Below are 24,062 nucleotides of genomic sequence, written 5' to 3'. Positions count from 1 at the left end.
ATAAAATTAATGGACATTATTGACGTATCAATCATCGTAGCCTATATCCTCCTCTCCGTAGGAATAGGAATTTGGATTTCAAGAAAAGCATCAAAAGGTTTAGATGATTATTTCCTTGGAGGAAAAACAATTAAATGGTATTTCCTGGGATTAAGTAACGGATCTGGAATGTTTGATGTTTCAGGAACTTCCTGGATGATTGGCGTACTGTTTTTATATGGCGTAAAAAGTTTTATGTTTATGTGGCTGTGGCCGATATGGAATCAGATTTTTGTAATGATGTTCCTCGCAGTCTGGATCAGAAGATCAAAAGTAATGACAGGTTCTGAATGGATTTTAACCCGTTTTGGAAGCGACAGAGCCGGAAAAGCATCTCATATTATCGTTGCCATTTTTGCTATTATTTCTACAATTGGTTTCATCGCTTACTTTTTTGAAGGAATCGGGAAATTTGTAACCATTATTCTTCCTTGGGACTTAACGCTTCATTACGGAGATTTAATTCTCCTGACTTCAGAAAGATCTTATGCTCTGATAATTATTTTGTTAACTACAATTTATACCGTAAAAGGCGGAATGTTTTCTGTAGTGGCTACAGAAGTGGTACAATATTTAATCATGATTGTTGCCGGAGTTTTAATCGCCGGTTACGCTTTTATCAACTATACAGATTTACAAATCAATTCGGTTATTACAGAAGAATGGAAAAATGTTTTCTTCGGATGGCAGTTTGAGACCCAATGGAGTGATAAATTTCAAACCTTCAATAATTTAATTGATTCTGAAGGATACAAAATGTTTGGTGCTTTTATCGGAATGACATTGTTCAAAGGATTTTTTGCCAGTGTTGCAGGACCAACACCAAGTTACGATTTACAAAGAATTCTTTCTACAAAATCTGTAAAAGAAGCCGCTTACATGAGTGGTTTTACCAACTTGATTTTGTTCATTCCAAGATATTTACTAATTACTGGAATCGTAGTAATTGCATTGGTAAACCTTGCGCCGGAGTTAAATGCAAACACAGGTTTAACAGGAGCTGATTTAGAATTATTAATGCCAAAAGTTGTTAACTTATACATTCCCGTTGGAATAAAAGGAATTCTTCTTGCTGGTTTATTAGCCGCATTTATGTCTGGATTCTCTGCTTTTGTAAATGCAGGTCCGGCTTATATCGTAAATGATATTTATAAAAAATACTTCAAACCCGTTGCAACAAACGAACATTACATTAAGGTAAGCCAGATTTCTTCTTTCCTTGTTGTTGGTTTAGGAGTTTTCATGGGATTCTTTGCAGACTCAATTAATTCATTAACCTTATGGATTACAAGTGCTTTATACGGAGGTTACGTTGCAGCCAATTTCTTAAAATGGATTTGGTGGAGATTTAACGGCTGGGGTTATTTCTGGGGAATGTTCGCTGGATTAGTGGTAGCGTCTTTGCAATTTGCATTAGGTCAGGCCAAAGGAAGTTTATCCGAAGGTTCATTCTTATTTGAGTTAGCGCATGTGCAGGCCATTTATCTGTTTCCTGTAATTTTTGGTTTCTCAATTTTAGGATGCCTTTTAGGAACTTTTCTAAGCAAACCAACAGATATGGAAGTTTTAAGATCTTTTTACAAAAACGTAAGGCCTTGGGGTTTCTGGAATCCGGTTTATAAAACATTAAAAGCAGAAGATCAGACTTTCGAAAAAAACAATGATTTCTGGACAGATATGCTTAATTGCGCGATAGGAATTGTATGGCAGTCGAGTATGATTTTATTACCGATATTTTTCATCATCAGAGATTATCCAAAAGCAATTACAGCATTAGTTGTGTTTTTGGTAACAACAACAATATTGAAATTTACGTGGTTAGATAAAGTTCGCAGAATAGAAGATTAGATAATTAGCCAATTAGATAATTAGTCAATTAGAAAATTAAAAGAACTACGACAGCTTTGTCAAAGTTTTAAACTTTGACAAAGCTTAACAACCCAGTTTGTCATTCCGAGGAATGACAAGATTGCGCGGAGCTTCAATTTTTTTTCAGAACAACAAACAAAAAAACAGCAAACAAAAAACAAACTATAATAATAAAGAAAGAGAGCATGAGTACAATTCCTTGGCAAGACAGACCCGAAAACAGTAACGATGTAATGTGGAGATATTCTGAAAATCCAATTATTGACAGATACGCAATTCCATCATCAAATAGTATTTTTAACAGTGCAGTTGTTCCTTTTGGAGACGGATTTGCAGGTGTTTTCAGATGTGATAACAAAGCAGTTCAAATGAATATTTTTGCCGGTTTTAGTAAAAACGGAATCGATTGGGACATTAATCACGAACCAATCGTAATGCAGTCTGGTAATACAGAAATGATTGAATCTGCTTATAAATATGATCCTCGTGTGGTTTGGATTGAAGATCGTTACTGGATCACTTGGTGTAATGGTTACAACGGACCAACAATTGGTATTGGTTATACTTTCGACTTCAAAGAATTTTTTCAATGTGAAAATGCCTTTTTACCTTTCAATAGAAATGGAGTTTTGTTTCCACAAAAAATAAACGGAAAATATGCCATGTTAAGCCGTCCAAGTGATAACGGACACACGCCTTTTGGAGATATCTGGATCAGTTACAGTCCGGATATGAAATATTGGGGAGAACACCGTTTGGTTATGAAACCATCTCCATTTGAGCAAAGTGCATGGCAATGTACAAAAGTTGGAGCAGGACCAATCCCAATTCTTACCGAAGAAGGATGGTTAATGTTATACCATGGTGTTATCAATACTTGCAACGGTTTCCGTTATGCAATGGGAGCAGCACTTTTAGAAGAAAATGCACCAGATCAGGTAAAATACAGAACACAGCCTTATTTATTAGGACCTGCAGAAATTTATGAGCAAGTTGGAGACGTAGGAAATGTGGTTTTCCCATGTGCTGCTTTACATAACATCGAAGAAGATAAATTAGCCGTATATTATGGTGCAGCAGATACTGTTGTTGCTATGGCATTTGGTAAATTAAGTGAGGTAATTCAGTTTACAAAAGATAATAGTTTATAGAAAAAAGCATGCATTTAAAATTTAAATGGTTAACAGTTGTTTTAGTATTTTTTTCGATTGCGGGTTTTTCGCAATCGAAAAAAAATACCGTTATACCTAAAACTTACGTAGCGGGTAAAACTATAAATCCAATTGTAATCGATGGAGACGAGTCTGATGCTGCCTGGAGCAAAACAGATTGGACAGATCTTTTTGAAGATATAGAAAATGGCATAAAGCCAAAATATGGAACAAAAGTTAAAATGCTCTGGGATGAAACCAATTTTTATATATTAGCAAAGCTTGATGAGCCACATGTTTGGGCAAATTTAAAACAACGCGACACCATTATTTTTTACAACAACGATTTTGAAGTTTTCATTGATCCCGATAGCGACACTTTTAACTATTATGAATTAGAAATTAATGCTTTAAATACAGCTTGGGACCTGTTTCTGTCAAAACCATATAGAGAAAATGATAACGTAGTATTAAATGACTGGAATATTCCGGGCCTGAAATCAGCGGTAAAAATCAACGGAACGCTTAATAACCCAAACGATACAGATCAAGGTTGGGTATTAGAAATGGCAATTCCCTGGGCATCTTATAGAAAATCCTATAATGAACAAAATGTGCCCGAAGATAAATTTTGGAGAGTCAATTTCTCAAGAGTTAATTGGCAGCATACCATAAAAGACGGGAGTTACGAACGCAAGAAAGATGCCGAAGGAAAATTTTTGCCCGAATACAATTGGGTTTGGTCGCCAATGGGTGTAATCAATATGCATGAGCCTGAAAAATGGGGTTATGTTTATTTTTCTTCGAAAGAAGGAAAAGAGACCTTTACAATTCCGCAGGAAGAAAAAGTGAGATGGGAATTGTACACCTTGTTCAGAGCTCAAAAAGAATATTATCAGAAGAATAAAACGTGGGCAAAATCAATACAAAATCTTACTAAGGAAACCATTAGTGTCGACGGTAAAATTTTAAAACCAGTATTAGAAAATCACGCTTCAGGATATAATATTTCAGTAAAAAGTCCTTTTTCTAACCAAACATTGATCATAAGGGAAGATGGCAAAATAATATCAAAATAAACCAACTATGAAGCTACCAAAACTATTACTTTTTTTATTGACGCTGAGCCTTTTTTCATGTGTTGAAAAAGAAGAACCAACCACTTTTAAATTTGGCGTATGGACCACTGCAGATCCTAAAAAATCAGATGCAGATTATACCAAAGAATTTAAAAAATATAAAGATGGCGGAATCGACGAAGTATTAATCAATACATCAACAGACCCAAAACTCTTGAAAAGATTAGTGCCTCTGGCTACAAAAGAAGGCCTAAAAGTTCACGCCTGGATTATGGCTATGAACAGACCCGGAGATTCAATAGCATTACAGCACCCGGATTGGTATCAGGTAAGTAAAGACGGAAAATCTTGTTTTGATAATCGTCCTTATGTAGATTATTACCAATGGTTGTGTCCAACAAGACAAGAATCAAGAAATCATGTTTTAAATTTAGTTGAAGAATTAGCAAAAGTAGACGGAATCGAAAGTGTTCACTTAGATTATATTCGTTTTCCGGATATCTTTTTACCAATAAGTTTATTGCCAAAATACAACTTGGTTCAGGATACAGAATTACCTCAATTCGACTTTTGTTATTGTGATGAATGTGTCAAAGCTTTTGAAAAGATTCACCATAAAAATCCAAAAAACAGCCACAACACTTCTATTGACATGGAGTGGAAAAACTTCAGATTAAATGCCATAAAAGCAGTTGTTGACGATGCTTATAAAATTGTTCACAAACACAATAAACAATTAACCGCAGCCGTATTTCCTTATCCTGAAATGGCAGATCATATGGTACGTCAGCGTTGGGACAAATGGAATATCGACGAAGTTTATCCAATGATTTACCATAGTTTTTATGACGAAGAAATTGACTGGGTTGGATACGCAACAAAACAAGGCGTTGCCGATTTAGAAGATAAAAAGACTAAAATCAATACAGGAATTTATATCCCGGGTTTAAAATCAGATAAAGAATTAAAAGAAGCAATTTTATTGGCAAAAGATAATGGAGCCACAGGAGTTTCGTTTTTTGACGGAAATGCTTTAACAGCAAGTAATTTAAAAACCATCAAAGAAACAAAAGACGGTTTAAAATAAAGAGTTAGAAGATTGTTTAACATATAGAAACATAGATTTAAATTAAAAGTCATTTTTATAAATCCTATTTTTTTTCGCATACAACTATTAGATTTATTTTAAGTAAAAGGACTTTTTTATATATTGAAACTATGTTTCTATGTGTTAAAATAAATTGTAAAGAATTCAACAAAATAAAACATCACAGGGATTACAACTAAAAAATAAGCATATGTCAAATAGAAGAGATTTTATCAAAAAAACAACTTTAGGGACATTGGCCGTAAGTTCAGTTTTAGGCTATAGCGGATTTGCAAATAGCAGGGAAGATGAAAAAGAGGAGATAGAAAATCCTTTGAAAAAGACAAAAAAGCCAGTCGTAATTTCAACATGGAATCACGGTTTGCCAGCTAATCAGGAAACCTGGAAAGAATTAAAAGCCGGAAAATCAGCCTTAGATGCGCTTGAAGCTGGTATGAAAATTCCTGAAGCAGATCCGAATGTCCGCAGTGTTGGTTATGGAGGATATCCGGATCGCGAAGGAAAAGTTACATTAGATGCCTGCATTATGGACCATAATAGTAATTGTGGTTCAGTATGTTTTCTGCAGGGAATTATGCACCCCATTTCGGTTGCAAAAAGAGTGTTGCAAAACACACCTCACGTTATGCTGGCCGGACAAGGAGCCTTGCAATTTGCCTTATCAGAAGGATTTAAAGAAGAGAACCTGTTAACTCCGGAGTCTGAAAAAGACTGGAAAAAATGGTTGGAAGATTCAAAATACAAGCCCGTGATTAATATCGAAAATCACGATACGATAAGCATGCTAATGTTAGATCAAGATGGAAATCTTGCCGGAGGCTGTACAACAAGTGGCGCCGCCTGGAAAATGCACGGACGCGTTGGTGACTCCCCAATAATCGGCGCGGGTCTTTTTCTGGATAATGAAGTCGGCGCCGCTGCGGCAACTGGTTTAGGTGAAGCCGTTATTAGGACCGCAGGAAGTGCAATGGTTGTAGAATTAATGCGTCAGGGAAAATCGCCTTTTGACGCCTGTAAAGAAATTACAGAACGTATTTACAACAAGCATAAAAACCACAAAGACATGGAATATCTTCAGGTTGGTTTTATCGCTTTGAATAAAAATGGAGAACACGCTGGTTACAGTTTAAGATCTGGTTTTAACTATGCCGTTTCTGACGACGAAAATGGACACAGAATGGAAGATGCAAAATTTAAAATGTCGTGGGATAAATAGGAATGCGATTATGGCACGCGGATGACGCGGATTGAGCAGATAAAGCGGATTTTTTTGCTGCGCCATTTACTAACCTTTTTGTCATTTCGACGGAGGAGAAATCACATCCAGAGAGCGACGTACTATATGTCTTCACTTTACGTGATTTCTCCGCCGAAATGACAAAGCAGACGAAAATATTTCTTATGAAAATGATTGCCCTAGCCCCGATAGAAGTGGAAATCCTTTTGTGTAATGAAATGGAGCAAAAGATTGCAACGGATAGCGGGATTTGCTCCTAAAAAAATGATTTATCATAGAAATCGAAAAGACAAGTTTTGCAGAAAATTGAATAAACTAAAATTTAAACACATAGAAAAAACATAGATTTTACTCTCTCATAAGATTAGAATTAAAGCCCCACACCTTTTTTTTTAACTTGAAAATCTATGTTCTATGTGTTTTAAAAAAATACAAAGAGAGAATAAAAAAACAAATAATGAAAAAAAGAATATCCATATTACTATTACTAATAGCTTCAATATTTTCGGTTAAGGCACAGGATAAAACTCCTTTCTGGCAAAATGAAAAAATCAATGAAGATAATAGAGAGCCCATGCACGCTGCTTATTATGTTTATGAAAATGAAGCATTGGCAGCTAAAAATGAATGGAGACAATCTAAGAATTACTTAGATATCAACGGAGCCTGGAAATTTAAATATGTTGACAGCCCAAGCGCACTTCCAAAAGATTTTGAAAAAACGAACTTTAACGATACAGCCTGGGACAATTTTAAAATTCCGGCAAGCTGGGATGTTAATGGTTATGGGTATCCTGTATATGTAAATACAACTTACGATTTTGATTATTTAATGGCACCAAATCCGCCGTTTGTGCCCACAAAATACAATCCGACAGGAGTTTACAGAAGAGAAATTACAATTGATAAATCATGGGAAGGAAAAGATATTTTTCTTCATATTGGTACTGCAAAATCCAATCTTACAGTTTGGGTAAATGGTGTTTATGTAGGTTATGGCGAAGATGGAAAATTGCCGTCTGAATTCAACTTAAATAAATATGTAAAAACCGGTAAAAACAGCATTGTTTTGCAGGTAATGAAGTGGAATGACGGTTCGTACTTAGAATGTCAGGACATGTGGAGAATGAGCGGAATCACAAGAGATTCTTACTTGATTGCCAGAAACAAAGCGCATTTAAAAGATTACGAAATTATTCCTGATTTAGATGCTTCTTACGTAAACGGAAGTCTAAAAATCTCAACTCAGTTTTCGAATTTAAATGCAAAAGACGGTTATACTTTAGATGTTCAGTTAAAAGAAGGTGATAAAATTATTACTTCAAAAGTTATTTCCGCTTTAAGCGAAAAACAAACTTTTGACTTCGCTGTAAATAATCCGAAGAAATGGAGTGCAGAAATTCCGAATTTGTATCAGGTAAGTTTTCTTTTAAAAGATAAAAAAGGAAATGTTATTGAAGTTATCAATCAAAATGTAGGCTTTAGAAAAGTAGAAATTAAAGGCGGACAACTTTTAGTAAACGGAAAAGCAGTTTACATAAAAGGGGTAAACCGTCATGAAGTTGATCCGGTTACAGGACAAACCATTTCAAGAGAACGTATGGAAGAAGATATTAAATTAATGAAACAATTTAATATCAATGCGGTAAGAATGTCGCATTATCCAAACGATGAATATTTTTATGAATTATGCGATAAATACGGAATTTATGTTGTTGATGAGGCAAACATAGAATCGCACGGAATGGGTTACGATATTACCAAAACTTTGGGTAACAAACCAGATTGGGAATTAGCGCACATTCAGCGTATGCAGCGTATGATCGAAAGAGATAAAAATCATACTTCGGTAATTATCTGGAGTATGGGTAACGAAGCAGGAAACGGATACAATTTTTACAGAGGTTATTTGTGGATAAAAAACAGAGATAAATCAAGACCAATTCAGTACGAAAGAGCTACTGCAGGGGCTTGGGACGGAAAAGATTTAAAATTTGAATGGGATTCTGATATTATTGACCCAATGTACAGTTCTCCAAATAAAATGGAAGAATATATTTTGGCAAACCCAAATCCTTCAAGACCTTACATTCAATGCGAGTATGCACACGCGATGGGGAATTCTATGGGGAATTTCAAAGATTATTGGGATGTAATTCGTAAATATCCAAACTTTCAGGGAGGATTTATTTGGGATATGATCGATCAGTCTGTTTATAAAACAACGGAAGATGGAACTCGTATTTTGGCTTACGGAGGAGATTTTGGACCAAAAGATGTAAAAAGCGACAACAACTTCGTAAATAATGGTGTTTTTACAGTTGACAGAAAACCGAATCCACATGCATTAGAAATGCGAAATGTGATGCAAAATATTTTAACTTCGTGGGAAGATAAAACAACAGCAACTATTAAAGTGTACAATGAGTTTTCGTTTAAAGATCTAAGCAATGTTAGTTTACATTGGAAATTAGTTCTCGACGGAAAAGATGATGCAATGGGAACAATTGATAATTTAGACATAAAACCAAGAGAAACTAAAACGTATCAGCTTCCGGTTAATGTAGAACAAAAGGAGTTTCAGGAAGCTTTTATTGTGGTAACATATCATATTAAAGAAGAGGAACCGTTTTTACCAAAAGGATTTCAAATTGCGACAGATCAATTGCCTCTTACCGGAACTTGGAAAAATGATATAAAAATAGCGGGTACAGGAAAAATTTCGGTTGAAAAACAAGCCAATGCAACTGTATTTAAAAGTGATAAAGCGACTATAACTTTCGATAAAAAAACAGGATTTATTACAGGTTATACATTCAATAATGAGCCTATTTTAAAGGATGGATACCAATTGCGACCAAACCTTTGGAGAGCGCCAAACGACAATGATTTTGGAGCTAATTTTCAGGTGAATTTAAAAGCATGGAAAGATGCGACAGAAAATCCGATACTTATAAACTGGGTATCTTCTGTAACAAAAGACAATAAAATTTTAGTAACAGCAACGTATAATTTACCTACTGTTTCTTCAAAAATAATCTTAAATTACGAATTCAACAGCAACGGAGAATTAAACGTAAAAGAACAATTGAATATCGATAAAAATAAAGAAATTCCGATGCTGCCAAGATTTGGTATGGAAATGATTTTGCCAAAAGATTTCAGCTCAATTACGTATTACGGAAAAGGTCCACAGGAAAATTACATCGACAGAAATTACAGTTCACAAGTCGGAATTTACAATCAAACCGTTTCCGAACAATATTATCCTTATATCCGTCCGCAGGAAACCGGAAATAAAACAGAAGTTCGCTGGTTAGAATTATCAAATGATAAACTGAAAATAAAAGTGACATCAGATGAATTTTTGGCAACTACAGCTTTACACTTTTTAAATGAAGATCTAGACGATGGATTGCAAAAAGACCAAAGACACGCTGCCGAATTGAAAGAAAGAGATTTAACTAGTTTAAAAATCGATTCGAAACAAATGGGAGTTGGCGGAATTGACAGTTGGCAAGCGTGGCCGATGAAAAAATATTTGCTTGAAGAAAAAGCGTATCAATATCAATTTAAAATTACACCATCAATAAAATAATTCAATTATGAGGGTTTTAAAACCATTCCTTATCGTAATCTTCCTGACTGTTTTTAATTTCGGCTACAGCCAAAAAATATATACAGAAAAGGATATTCAGATTATACCAAAACCAACAACGCAATTATTAATTAATAAAGGTGTTTTTGAATTTTCTGCGGCTACAAAATTTGTAGCAGCTACAGATTCTCAAAAAGAAATTTCAAATGCTTTGATCAGTAAGTTTGAAAAAGCAGGAGGATTCCGTCCTCAGCTTTCTACATCAGTTCCGCAAAGTAATTTTGTACAGTTTAAAGTTGATCAGAATTTAGAAAAAGAAGCCTATATTTTAGATGTAAATTCTAAAAATATTACGATTACAGCCAAAGGAAATGCAGGTTTTATTTATGCTTTAGAAAGTATCAGACAATTGCTTCCGGTTGTTATCGAAAGTAAAAATGCGCTGCCAAACCAAAAATGGCAAATTCCGAATGTGGTTATAAATGACAAACCGCGTTTTCAATGGAGAGGATTAATGCTCGATTTATCACGTCATTTCTTTGATAAAAACTACGTTATAGAAACCATAGATCGTTTGGCAATGCACAAAATGAATGTTTTGCATTTGCATTTAGTAGACGATCAGGGCTGGAGAATCGAGATAAAAAAATATCCAAAATTAACCGAAGTAGGAGCCTGGAGAGTGGATCAGGAAAACCTTGCCTGGAATGCAAGATTGACTACAAATCCAGATGAAAAAGGAACTTATGGCGGATTTTTAACGCAGGAAGAGTTAAAAGAAATTGTAAAATACGCAGCAACTAAAAACATCGAAATTATTCCTGAAATCGAAATGCCGGCGCACGTAAGCAGCGCCATTGCATCATATCCGGAACTGGCTTGTTTTGATCAGCGTATTGGCGTTCCGTCAGGCGGATTATGGCCTATTACAGATATTTATTGCGCAGGAAAAGAAACTACATTTGAATTCTTGCAGAATGTAATTGATGAAGTGATTACCATTTTCCCCTCAAAATACATTCATATTGGAGGTGATGAAGCCACAAAAACCAATTGGGAAAAATGTCCGAACTGCCAAAAAAGAATGAAAGATAACGGATTGAAAAATACCCACGAATTACAAAGTTATTTTGTAAAAAGAATGGAGAAATACATCAATTCTAAAGGAAAAAAAATCATTGGCTGGGATGAAATTTTAGAAGGCGGTCTGGCTCCAGATGCAACAGTAATGAGCTGGAGAGGAACACAAGGAGGAATTGATGCCACAAAACAAGGTCACGATGTGATCATGACACCGGAATCTCCTTGTTATTTTAATTTTTATCAAGGCCCGCAAAATGAAGAACCTGTAGCTTTTGATGCTTATAATCCTTTGAATGAAGTGTACAAATTTGATCCTGTTGTTCCCGGAATGACGCCTGAAGAAGCCAAACATGTTTTAGGCGGACAGGCAAATTTATGGGCAGAACATTTACCTGGGCCAAAAGATTCAGAATATATGATTTTCCCGAGATTGGCCGCTTTATCAGAAACTTTATGGAGTACAAAAGAAAGCCGTAACTGGAATGATTTTACGCCAAGACTAATTTCTTTAATGCAGCGTTACAATTACTTAGGAATTAATTATGCAAAAAGTGCTTATTTGGTAACAGCTTCTTCAACTGCAGATTTGGCTAAAAAACAAATTAATGTCACGTTGAAAAATGAGTTTCCAAACCCGGACATTCGCTATGTTTTGGGAGATAAAAACATCGAACATAATCCAATAAAATATACAAGTCCAATTGAATTTAAAGAAACTACTATTCTTAAAGCATCTTTATTTCAGGATGATAAACCAGTTGGAAAAACATTTATAGATACTATTATTTTTCATAAAGGATTTGCTAAGAAAGTAAGTTACTTAACTCCTTTTAATGATAATTACAAAGGAGACGGAAAAACGACGATGATCAATACCGTTAGGGGTTCGAAGAATTTTCATGACGGACAATGGCAAGCCTGGTTGGTAAACGATATGGAACTTGTAGTTGATCTTGAAAAACAAGAAAGTATTCAGGAAGTAACCATTGGAGCTTTAGAAAGTCAGGGTGCAGGAGTTAATTTCCCAACTCAGATAAAAGTTTTGGTTTCGAATGATGGAATAACGTATAAAGAAGTTGGAAAAGTGATGCGTCCGTATGCCGCGAATGTAAGCTCAGAATTGAAAGATTTTAAAATCAGTTTTGAAAAACGCAATGCAAGATTTGTAAAAGTAATCGCCTATAACTTAAAGAAAAGCCCAAAAGGCGAATCTTCATGGTTGTTTGTTGATGAAATTTTAGTGAATTAAACACGCACAAAAGCTTTGTCAAAGTTTTAAACTCTGACAAAGCTTGGATTACGCATAATACCAAAAACAAAGAATAATAAACAATAAACAGATTAAAGATGAAAAGAGGAATATTCATAATCGCACTTTTATTTTCGGTTCAAATGTTTTCACAAGCCATTTACGAAGATGAGCGCTATGTACCGGAAACGGATCCGCTGGTGTTGAAAAATTTAGATGAATGGCAAGGCAAAAAATTCGGATTGTTAATGCACTGGGGAACATATAGCGAATGGGGAATTGTAGAATCATGGTCTATTTGTCCAGAAGATTATGGATGGTGTGAGCGTAAAAAAGGAAGTAATCCTGCTAGTTATAATCAATATGTAAAAGATTATGAAGGCTTGAAAAAAACATTTAATCCAACAAAATTTGATCCTGCAAAATGGGCAAAAGCCGCTAAAAATGCCGGAATGAAATACATGGTTTTTACAACAAAACACCATGACGGATTTAATATGTACGACACTAAATATTCTGATTATAAAGTAACTGACGCAGGATGTGCTTTTAGTACAAACCCAAAAGCCAATATTGCAAAAGAAATTTTTAATGCTTTTAGAGCCGAAAATATTTCAACAGGAGCTTATTTTTCTAAACCAGACTGGCATAACGAAAATTACTGGGATCCCTATTTTCCTCCATTCGACAGAAACGTAAATTACGATCCGTCTTTATATCCTGAAAAATGGCAGAAATATGTTGATTTTACACACAACCAAATCTTAGAATTATTATCTGATTACGGTAAAATCGATATTTTATGGTTAGATGGTGGATGGGTTAGAAAAAGAGACCAACAAAACCTAAAAGAAAACTACGAAGAAAAATTCGCAGAAAATGAATCTAAAAACGGTTTCATTAAACACAGAGTTGTAGATCAGGATCCTAAAATGGATGAATTGGTTGTAAAAGCACGTCAAAAACAACCAGGATTAATTGTAGTAGACAGAGCTGTTCACGGAAAAAACCAAAACTATTTAACTCCTGAAGGTCGTGTTCCTGCTAAAACGTTGCCTTATCCTTGGGAATCTTGTATTACTTCTGGCGGTGGATGGTCTTATTCTCCGGATGCAACTTATTTAACTGGAAGACAAGGAATTCACATGCTTATTGATATTGTAGCAAAAGGTGGAAATTTATTATTGAATGTTGCTCCAAGCCCTGAAGGAGAATGGCAGCAAGGAGCTTATGATTTACTGGCAGCTTACGGTGATTGGATGAAAGTAAACGGCACAGCGATTTATAACACAAAACCAATCGAACCTTTTAAAGAAGAAAATATTTGTATGACGCAAAACAAAACCGGAAATGTTTTCTTGTTTTATTTGGCTAAAGAAGGAGAAGATAAAATCCCTGAAACAGTTACAGTGAAAGCTATCAATCCTAAAAAAGGAACAAAAATCACAATGTTAGGTTCAAAAACTTCATTGAAATGGACAAAAGAAGCAGAAGGATTTAAAGTTGTAATTCCGGAAAGCTTGAGAAACAATTTACCTTGTAAAGAGGCATGGACTTTAAAAATCGAAGCTATTAACAGATAGAAAAAAGATTATGTTTTTAAACAAAAGGATAACTATAAAAACAGCATGTATTTTTTACATGCTGTTTTTTAGCATCAGTATTTTTGCGCAGCAGCCTGCTGATTTTGTAAATCCGTTTATTGGAACTTCTAATTACGGAGCTACTTTTCCGGGTCCAATTGCGCCAAGAGGAATGGCAAGTATTAGTCCGTTTAATGTTGCCGGAAAGCAAAATAAATTAGAAAAAGACAGTCAGTGGCTTTCGAATCCTTATGTAAATGAAAATACATTTTTAACAGGATTCAGCCAGGTTAATATAAGCGGCGTTGGCTGTCCGGAGTTAGGGGTTTTAATACTTATGCCAACAACGGGAGCTGTTGAAACCAATCATTTAAAATACGGTTCGGCCTATAGAAACGAAGTTGCAAAAGCGGCCTATTACAGTGTAGATATTGATAAATACAATGTAAAAGCTGAGTTTACAGCATCAAAAAGAGTAGGCGTAAGCAAATTTACTTTCCCGAAAGGACAATCGAATATTTTACTGAATCTTGGTTTAGGTTTAACCAATGAAGAAGGTGCGATGGTAAAAGTGGTTTCTTCTACAGAAATTGAAGGAATGCGTTCCGTTGGTTCGTTTTGTTATAATAGTCCCGAAGATGCTTATCCGGTATATTTTGTGGCGAAGTTTTCAAAACCTGCGGATAAATTCGGCGTTTGGAAAAAGCCATCAAAATATGAAGGTACAGAAGCGCAATGGATGACCTACAACGGCAAAACCAGAATGATGGACAATACCATTAAAACGGTTGTTGGTGACAGTATTGGAACTTATTTTACCTATAAGTTTAATAAACAGGAAACGGTTGAGGTGAAAATTGGAATTTCGTATGTGAGCGTCGAAAATGCAAGAGAAAACTTAGAAAAAGAAACCGGAAACAAATCGTTTGAAGCTGTTTATAAAGATACTTACAACGAATGGAACGAAGAACTTTCGAAGATTTTAGTTGAAGGCGGATCAGGAGACGATAAAACGATTTTTTATACCGCATTATATCACACTTTAATTCATCCCAATACTTTAAACGATTATAACGGAGAGTATCCTGTAATAAAAAGAACCAAGATTGCTAAAACCGAAGATACTCGCTATACCACATTTTCTTTATGGGATACGTATCGAAACATGCATCCGTTAACGTCTTTAGTTTATCCTAAACAACAATCAGATATGATAAAAAGCATGTTAGAAATGTATGATGAAAACGGCTGGCTGCCAAAATGGGAATTAAATTCGACAGAAACATTTACTATGGTGGGCGATCCGGCGAGCATCGTTATCGTTGATGCCTGCTTAAAGGGAATTCAGGATTTTGATATTTACAAAGCGTATTATGCGATGTTAAAAGGTGCAGATCAAATCGAAAATAATCCGTTGCGTCCGGGACTAAAAGAATATATTGAAAAAGGGTATTTGTCAACTAATTATCGTGGACCGGTTTCTACCACACAGGAATATAATACTTCAGATTATGCCATTTCACTTTTAGCGAAAGCTTTGGGTAAAAAAGATGATTATAACCGTTTTACGAAACGCTCATTATCCTACCGAAAATTATATGACAGCGATTTAAAATTACTTCGACCAAGAACGGCTAACGGAAAATGGTATGAACCGTTTGATCCTGTATCCGGAGCAAACTTTGAAGAAAATGTTGGTTTTATCGAAGGAAATGCGTGGCAATATGCTTTTATGGTTCCGCATGATATCAAAGGATTAATCAAATTAATGGGCGGTGAAAAAGAGTTTTCCGACCAATTGCAAAAAGTATTTGACATCAAACAATTTGATATGGCAAACGAGCCGGATATTGCCAATCCTTACTTGTTTAATTACGTAAAAGGAGACGAATGGAAAGCGCAGGAAATGGTAAAAAAACTGGTGAAGGAATATTTTCAAAATAAACCAAAAGGATTGCCTGGAAATGACGATACCGGAACAATGTCGGCTTGGTTGGTATATTCTATGATGGGAATTTATCCAATTTCTCCGGGAGATCCAATTTATACGATTACAACGCCAATGTTTGATAAAATAACCATCAAATTAGATCCAAAATATTATAAAAAAGAAAATATTGTAATTGAAAAAGAAATCAATACTGATGGAAAAATCAATTCAATTGAATTAAACGGAAAAACACTAAATAGCTTTTTCATTTCTCATGAAGATTTTGTGAATGGAAAAACACTAAAAGTGATTCAAAATTAAAAACACACAACTATGTTACAATTAAGAATTAAAAAAACAGCCATTATCCTCGTAATGGCTGTAGGTTTTTTTAACCAGAGCCATGCGCAGAAAAAATACCCTTACCAAGATTCAAAATTACCTGTTGAAGACAGGGTAAAAGACTTGTTAAGTAGAATGAGTTTGGAGGAAAAAGCCCGCCAAATGGATATGTACAGAGGTGAACTTTTTAAAGAAAAAGAAGATTTTTCTAAATCAAAATCAGATGCTAAAATTGGAAAATTAGGAATTGGAGCGATTCATGATCTTTATCCGCGTTCGGCAAAAATGATCAATGACCTTCAAAGTGAAGTAATTAAAAATAACAAATGGGGAATTCCGGCACTTATTATGTGCGAGATGCTGCACGGATATCTGGATGACGGAAGTACAGCTTTCCCAATGAACATAGGTTTGGGCGCGACCTGGGATACTAATGTAATGGACAAAGTAGGTAAAGTAATTGCCATGGAAGCCAGAGCGCACGGAGTTCATTTTGGTTTAGGTCCGAATTTAGATTTGGGTCGCGAACCAAGATGGGGAAGAGTTGCAGAAACTTTTGGAGAAGATGCTTACTTAAACAGCGAGATTGGTTTGGCGATGATTAAAGGGATGCAAGGCGATGATTTAAGATCAGATCGTACTATAATTTCAGAACCAAAACACTTCGCTGTTCACGGAATTCCGCAAGCGGGAGGAAATTCATCTCCAATTTTAGTGGGAGAACGTTCGGCTCGTGAAGATCATCTTCCATCATTTGAAAAAGCATTTAGAAAAGGCGGCGCTTTAGGAACCATGTGTGCGTATTCTGAATTAGACGGAATTCCTTGTGCTGCAAATCATTGGTTATTGACAGATGTTTTGAGAAAAGAATGGGGTTTTAAAGGAATTGTAGTTTCAGATTTAGGCGCGATTAAATACCTTCAAACGACACATTATGTAACGAACTCTCCAAAAGAAAGTATTAGAGAAGCGGTTGCTGCTGGAGTTGATATGCAGTTTTATGATTTTACAAATGAATTTTGGCAACAAAGCATCATAGAATTGGTAGCCGAAAAGAAACTGACGATGGAGCAAATTGACCGTGCTGCCGGTGGTGTTTTAAGACTTAAATTTTTATTGGGATTATTCGAAAACCCATACACAGATAAAAACTTAATTAAAGAGCGTTTTCATACGAAAGAAAATCAGGAAGCTGCTTTAGAAGCGGGTCGAAAATCTATTATTTTATTAAAAAATGATAATAATATTCTGCCTTTAAGCAAAGATATTAAGACAGTTGCCGTGATCGGACCAAATGCTGATGCGTCAAGATTAGGGGGATATGCTGTAAAAAACAAAGTTGGAACTACGGTTCTTGAAGGAATTAAGCAAGTTGCCGGTGCAAAAACAAATGTACTTTATGAAGAAGGTGTTTCTTTAATTGTAAAAGGACAAATCATTCCGTCAAAATTTTTATTTACTCCTGATGGATCTCAAAACGGATTAAAAGGTGAATATTTCAATAACAGAAATGTAGAAGGAAATCCGGTATTAACGCGTATTGATAGTCAATTGGAATTTGACTGGCCTTGGTCTCCTGGTGATGGCGTTACAGATGATGATTTCTCTATTCGCTGGACAGGTTATATTCAATCAGAAAAGTCATTTGACGGCTGGTTAGGCTTAAGTTCAGATGATGGAATCAGAATGTGGGTTGATGATCAATTGGTTATTGACAATTGGACAAAAGGTGCTACAAGTATGGTGACAACGCCAAAAAATATTGAAGCAGGTAAAAAATACAAAGTCCGCATCGAAATGTGGGAAGGCGGCTGGGGAGCCAGAGCGCACTTGCGTTGGAATCTGGAAAAAGTAAACTTTCAGCCGGCGATCGATATTGCTAAAAAAGCAGATGTTGCGATTGTGGTTTTAGGAGAATCAAATGAATTGGTTGAAGAAAACAGAGACGTAGCGAGTTTAGACTTACACGGAATGCAGCAAGAATTGATCGAAGCGATCCAGAAAACAGGAACTCCGGTCGTTTGCGTGTTGTTAAACGGTCGTCCACTTTCAACAAATTGGATCAGCGAAAATATTCCGGCTCTTGTTGAAGCCTGGTTTCCGGGCGAAGCAGGAGGAAGAGCTGTGGCCGATGTTTTATTTGGAGATTATAATCCGGGTGGAAGGTTGCCAATTACAGTTCCAAAATCAGTTGGACAGCTACCTATATATTACAACCAAAAACCATCTGCAATTCACAGATATGTTTCTGAAAGCGAAAATCCATTATACACATTCGGTTACGGTTTAAGTTATACCAAGTTTGAATATTCAAATTTTGCTATCAACACCAAAGAAATTAAAGCCGATGGTGAATTGAAAGTAAGTGTAGATGTTAAAAATACAGGAAATTATGATGGAGATGAAGTCGTACAATTATATATTAAGGATGTATATAGTAGTGTAACGACTCCGAGAAAAACATTAAAAGGTTTCAAAAGGTTGTTTATTAAAAAAGGCGAAACCAAAAAAGTAGAATTTACATTAACGGCTGATGAATTATCTATCTGGAACAGAGAAATGAAGAGAGTTGTTGAGCCGGGAGACTTTGAAGTTATGGTAGGCGGGAATTCTACAGATTTACAAAAGTTAAATTTTAAGGTTGTGGAATAGTATTTTCGACGAAGGGGAAAGTAAAATACGTAGTGTTTTAAGTGTTTTATTTCGAATTCCTTTAAGAAACTGATAAAACGTAAAGATTAATAATATGTAACCCCTGAAAACGTAAGGATTTTAATAGTAAAATCAGGGGTTTTAAACAAAAGTTTGTCGAACACCTTTTCAAAGATGTCATTTGTCGAAATAATGATTTAGTTAACAAACGGGATCCTTAAATTTAACATGTTATTAACTCAAAAAACAACCTATATGATTAAAGACGTACTAAAATTATTGTTGTTGGTGTGCTTGTTTGGATTTCAAAATCTTCATGCACAAACTACAACAGTAAAGGGAATGATAACAGATGCTTCTAGCGGAATTCCGATCCCTGGAGCAAATGTTGTCGTTAAAGGAACGAAAACTAGTGTATCAACAGATTTTGATGGTAAATTTAGTATCAATGTTCCCAATCAATCAGCAGTTTTAGTTTTCTCTTATGTTGGTTCTGCCTCAAAAGAGATTCCTGTTTCAGGACAAACTACTATCAATGTAACTTTAGGTGCAGATACGCATCAGTTAGGCGAAGTAGTAGTAACTGCTCTTGGTATTAAAAGAGAGAAAAAAGCGGTTACTTATTCTGCTCAGAACATTGATGTAGCTGAGGTGTCTCAAGCCAGGTCTTTAAACGTTGCCAACTCACTTTCTGGTAAGGTAGCAGGACTTAACTATTCTACGACTTCAAATGGTGTAGGAAGTTCATCAAGAATTACTTTAAGAGGTAACAGGTCTCTTAATGGTAATAACCAACCATTATATGTAGTAGATGGTGTGCCAATTAGTAACGGAACTACAACTGGTAATCCTGATATTGATACAGGAGGAACTACACAGCCAGATGGTATTTCAAACATTAACCCTGAAGACATTGCTTCGATGACAGTTCTTAAAGGACCATCTGCTGCAGCACTTTACGGAAACAGAGCGAGTAATGGTGTTATCATTATTACTACTAAGTCTGGTAAAGCTGGTAAAACTTCAGTTTCGTTGTCATCTAATTTTATGGCTTCTACAGCTTACAATTTGACAAATTTCCAAAACGAGTACGGTCAGGGAGATGGAGGAGTTTATAATCCTATTTCTGTATCAAGCTGGGGAGGAAAATTAGACGGAAGACAGGTTGCAGCATGGCAGTTGCAACGTAATCCTAATTATGCAGGACCTGCAACTACAGATTACAGCCCACAGCCAAACAACGTTATCGATTTTTATAAAACAGGTTATAATTTAGCAAATACATTATCTATCACTACCGGAAATGAAAAAGCGCAAGGGTATTTCTCTTATACAAATACGCGTGCAGAAGGTATCGTTCAGGGTAATGCTTTAGACAGACACAACCTTAACTTAAGATTGACTAGTAAATTATCTGATAAATTTTCTTTGGATGTAAAAACAAACTACATCGTTCAAAACATTGATAATTTATTAAGAACTGGTGAGGAGTCTATCGGTACATCAGCTTATTTATTGCCTCGTAGTATTAAATTTAATGAATACAGAGATTTTGAATATACTGATGCTGCAGGTCAATTGCAACAAAATTACTTTATTGACGAAGCAGGTTCTCCAGGAGGAAATCCTTACTGGTCTGCATTACGTGACGATTCACGCGATGACAGAAGAAACAGATTTATTGGTCTTGCATCTCTTAAGTATGATATTACAAATACTTTAAGTTTACAGGTAAGAACTGGTTTAGATCAAATGACTAATAAAACAATTAGAAACAGATATGCAACCAGAGCATTTAACAACAACTTAGGTTCATATAGTGAATTCTATGAAACAGTAAGTGAATTTAATACTGATGCATTACTTTCTTATAAAGAGAAATTTGGAGATTTCACAATTGGTCTTAATGCTGGTGCCAACATGTTGAAACAGTCTAGTTCTTCTTTAACATCTGGAGGAGTTTTAAGTAAAAGAAACTATTTTTCTTTAATTAATGTTGCAACAGTTACATCTACTTCAGCAATGTCAGAAAAACAAGTTAACTCTGTTTACGGATTCTCTCAAATTGGTTTCAGAAACTACTTATTCTTAGACATCACAGCTAGAAATGATTGGTCTTCTGCTTTACCTTCTCAAAACAGATCTTTCTTCTATCCATCAGCAGGTCTTTCAGCAGTAATCTCTGACATGGCTACTTTGCCGGAAGTTATTAGCTTTGCAAAAGTTAGAGCTTCTTACGCAAAAGTTGGTAATGATACAGATCCTTATCAAACAAGTTCTCAATTATCTTACATTGGTGGTAATGGAGGTATGTTATATTCTCAAACTACAGCTGCAAACCCTAATTTAAAACCAGAGATGTCAAGCTCTTCTGAATTTGGTGCAGATGTTAGATTCTTTAAAAATCGTTTAGGATTGGATTTTACCTATTTCCAAACAAAAACATCAGATCAGATTTTCTACATTAATACTCCAGAGTCTTCTTCAAAATCAAGAGCTGTATTAAACGGTGGAGATATCGAAAACAAAGGTATCGAGCTTACGCTTACTGCAACTCCAATTCAAACAGAAAATTTCTCTTGGGATGTTATGGCGAATTATGCTTCTTATAAATCTAAAATTACTTCTATTTACGATAACAGAGAGGAATTGGTTATTGGTGAAGGAAGATTGGTTAGAAGTAAAGTTGTCAAAGGCGGAGAATATGGAGATTTATACATAAAAGGATTCCAAAGAACTCCAGATGGTCAAATGATTGTAAATGCTGCAGGTATACCTTTAGCAACAGATGATTTTAGTGTTCGTGCCGGTAACTTTAACCCGGACTGGACTGCAGGATTAAAAAATAATTTCAAATACAAAGATTTTTCACTAAGTTTCCTTGTTGATTTCAGAATTGGTGGAGAAGTGATCTCTTATACACAAGCAAGACAAGCTGGTTTAGGTGTAAGTGATATTACTTTGGCAGGAAGAGAAGGCGGAATTGTTGTTGATGGTGTTGTAGGAACAACTACTGGTGGTGTAACTACTTATGCTCCAAATACAACAAGTATTACTGCAGAACAATATTGGACAGCAATCGGACAAAGAACTCCGGTAGCAGAGCCTTTTATTTATGATGCTACAAACATTAGATTAAGAGAACTTGTTTTTGGATATTCTCTTCCAAAACGTATGTTACAAAACACTGGTTTCGCAAGTATTGACTTCTCAGTAGTTGGAAGAAACTTATTTTTCTTCTTGAATGAAGCAAAATACTTTGACCCAGAAGCTGGAGCAGGTACAGGAAATTTACAAGGTATTGAATCTTTTAACATTCCTTCAACAAGAGAGTACGGTGTTAATGTAAGGTTTGGATTTTAATTTTAATTTAAAAAAAGAGAGATAATATGAAAAATTATAAAATTAAAACAATAGGAGTTGTCGTGTCGATGCTCGCTGTTTTTTCAAGCTGTACTAAGGATTTTGATGAAATAAATACGAACAAAAATACCTTAACAGAAGATCAGTTAGATCAAACTCTTGCAGGTCCTGCGTTTGCGTCAGCATTATATGCAGGGATACACAACGGTTCTTATTCATCTCCAGGAGTTGATGATCAGGGAACCTGGGGTATTGCAACAGGTATTTTACCATCAACGTTTACACAATATCTTAGTTGTGGATATGGTACAGAAAGAAATGCTTTCGTAAATGGTTATGAAGGACGTGGATGGTTAAGATTTTACACAGTTGCTGTACCAGCTTTGAACAATGCTATTAAAGCATCTGAAGGAAATGCAGAAGCTCTTGCTGTATTGAAAATATGGAAAGTATTCATGTACAATCAAATGGTAGACGCTTATGGTCCAATTCCTTACACAGAAGCAGGAAATAATAAAGAAAAAGTACCTTATGATAGTGTAGATTTTATTTACGGAGATTTTTTCAAATTGTTAGACGAAGCAAATGCTACACTTAGTGGTACTTCTGTAACTACAGTGGCTGCACTTCAGCCAAATGACAGAGTGTATTCAGGAAATGTTGCAAACTGGAAAAGATTTGGTAACAGTATGAGATTACGTTTAGCCTTAAGAATTTCTGATGTAGATCCTGCAAAAGCAAAAACTCAGGCAGAAGCTGCAGTAGCTGCGGGTGTTATAGAAAATAATGAGGAAAGTGCTACTTTTAAAGTTAGTAATATTACACCAAACAACATGAATATGATTGTTAATGCATGGGGGTATTATATGACTGCATCTATGGAAAGTTTACTTGTAGGATATGGTGATCCTAGACTTGCTAAATGGTTCGCACCAGCTAATCCTACAGCTGCACCTGCAGCTCAATTTTATAGAGGTCGACCAGTTGGAGGTTTACAAGGTCAGTTTGGAACAACAACTTTCTCTATGTTTAATAATGACGTATTAGGAAGCGGTTCTAACGGAACTCTTAGCGAAACTAAAAATATTGAAATCTTCATGGCTTCTGAAAATTATTTAAGCAGAGCTGAAGGTGCATTGAATGGATGGAATATGAATGGTAGTGCACAATTTTTATACGAGCAGGGGATTTCATTATCATTGAGACAATGGGGAATTACAGATCCAACTGCGATTGCTAATTATATTGCAGGAACATCTACACCATCTGTACCATCTGCTGCAGCTCTTTACCCAACTATAGGTTTAGAAACAGTTCCGGTAACGCTTCCTGTTGCATGGGACGCTTCTGAAGCAAACCAACGTACACAAATTGCGGTTCAAAAATATTTAGCAATATTCCCTGAATCTTGGGAAGCATGGGCTGACTTACGTAGAAGTGATGCAAAAGTAATCTACCCACCTATTAACACAGATAATGTTGAAGCAGGTGTTGGAAAAAGTTTAATGAAACGTGTAATCTTTGTTACAAACGAATACTCTTCAAACAGAGATGCCGTTACAGATGCTATCACAAAACTTGGAGGTCCTGACTCAGGTGGTACAAGACTTTGGTGGGACATCAAATAAATAAATAAAGTAAAGATAAAGAGGTTCGTTACTTTAAAGATAAAAGGAGAGGTAACTCTCCTTTTGTTTTATACGACTATTTCTAAAATAGCCAAAAACAAAACAATGAAAACAGAATAATAAAAAAGGTTATCTCAATTTTTAATGTGAG

12 protein-coding genes are annotated in these 24,062 nt (G+C 35.4%); all 12 read left to right on the top strand.

Annotated elements, in window-relative coordinates; genetic code table 11:
- The first annotated feature begins 9 nt into the window (after positions 1–9).
- The gene (locus tag AC4FQ3_RS06945) at positions 10–1,887 is read left to right on the top strand and encodes a sodium:solute symporter family protein (RefSeq protein ID WP_491181379.1); all 1,878 of its coding nucleotides are present in this window, start codon (positions 10–12) and stop codon (positions 1,885–1,887) included.
- Positions 1,888–2,093: 206 nt separating this feature from the next.
- Positions 2,094–3,059 carry a glycoside hydrolase family 130 protein gene (locus AC4FQ3_RS06940; protein WP_073394232.1) on the top strand — a complete coding sequence of 322 codons (966 nt, stop codon included), beginning with the start codon at positions 2,094–2,096 and terminating at the stop codon, positions 3,057–3,059.
- A gap of 8 nt (positions 3,060–3,067) precedes the next feature.
- Positions 3,068–4,138, top strand: coding sequence for a carbohydrate-binding family 9-like protein (locus tag AC4FQ3_RS06935; protein WP_042566712.1), 1,071 nt, complete (start codon positions 3,068–3,070; stop codon positions 4,136–4,138).
- Positions 4,139–4,145: 7 nt separating this feature from the next.
- Positions 4,146–5,225, top strand: a complete 1,080-nt coding sequence (locus tag AC4FQ3_RS06930; RefSeq protein ID WP_491181378.1) for a putative glycoside hydrolase — start codon at positions 4,146–4,148, stop codon at positions 5,223–5,225.
- A 211-nt stretch (positions 5,226–5,436) separates the two neighbouring features.
- A complete protein-coding gene (locus AC4FQ3_RS06925) occupies positions 5,437–6,462 on the top strand; it encodes an isoaspartyl peptidase/L-asparaginase family protein (protein ID WP_042566710.1) in 1,026 nt (341 codons plus the stop codon).
- A 478-nt stretch (positions 6,463–6,940) separates the two neighbouring features.
- Positions 6,941–10,081: a beta-galactosidase, LacZ type gene (gene lacZ, locus AC4FQ3_RS06920; RefSeq protein WP_491181377.1), complete on the top strand. Its 3,141-nt coding sequence runs from the start codon at positions 6,941–6,943 to the stop codon at positions 10,079–10,081.
- A 7-nt stretch (positions 10,082–10,088) separates the two neighbouring features.
- Positions 10,089–12,413, top strand: coding sequence for a glycoside hydrolase family 20 protein (locus AC4FQ3_RS06915; RefSeq protein WP_491181376.1), 2,325 nt, complete (start codon positions 10,089–10,091; stop codon positions 12,411–12,413).
- A 98-nt stretch (positions 12,414–12,511) separates the two neighbouring features.
- On the top strand, positions 12,512–13,996 hold the full coding sequence (locus AC4FQ3_RS06910; protein WP_491181375.1) for an alpha-L-fucosidase: 1,485 nt from the start codon (positions 12,512–12,514) through the stop codon (positions 13,994–13,996).
- Positions 13,997–14,006: 10 nt separating this feature from the next.
- Positions 14,007–16,247: a GH92 family glycosyl hydrolase gene (locus AC4FQ3_RS06905; protein WP_491181374.1), complete on the top strand. Its 2,241-nt coding sequence runs from the start codon at positions 14,007–14,009 to the stop codon at positions 16,245–16,247.
- Between the two features lie 12 nt (positions 16,248–16,259).
- Positions 16,260–18,920, top strand: coding sequence for a glycoside hydrolase family 3 protein (locus AC4FQ3_RS06900; protein ID WP_491181373.1), 2,661 nt, complete (start codon positions 16,260–16,262; stop codon positions 18,918–18,920).
- 255 nt (positions 18,921–19,175) lie between these two features.
- Positions 19,176–22,283 (top strand): SusC/RagA family TonB-linked outer membrane protein, encoded by a 3,108-nt coding sequence (locus AC4FQ3_RS06895; protein WP_491181372.1) that lies wholly within the window; start codon positions 19,176–19,178, stop codon positions 22,281–22,283.
- 26 nt (positions 22,284–22,309) lie between these two features.
- Positions 22,310–23,911 carry a SusD/RagB family nutrient-binding outer membrane lipoprotein gene (locus tag AC4FQ3_RS06890; protein ID WP_042566703.1) on the top strand — a complete coding sequence of 534 codons (1,602 nt, stop codon included), beginning with the start codon at positions 22,310–22,312 and terminating at the stop codon, positions 23,909–23,911.
- Positions 23,912–24,062 lie beyond the last annotated feature (151 nt).

It is taken from the genome of Flavobacterium sp. AK-345, assembly GCF_058310175.1.
The sequence above is the reverse complement of the archived record's forward strand: the minus strand, read 5'-3'. Positions and strand labels throughout refer to the sequence as shown.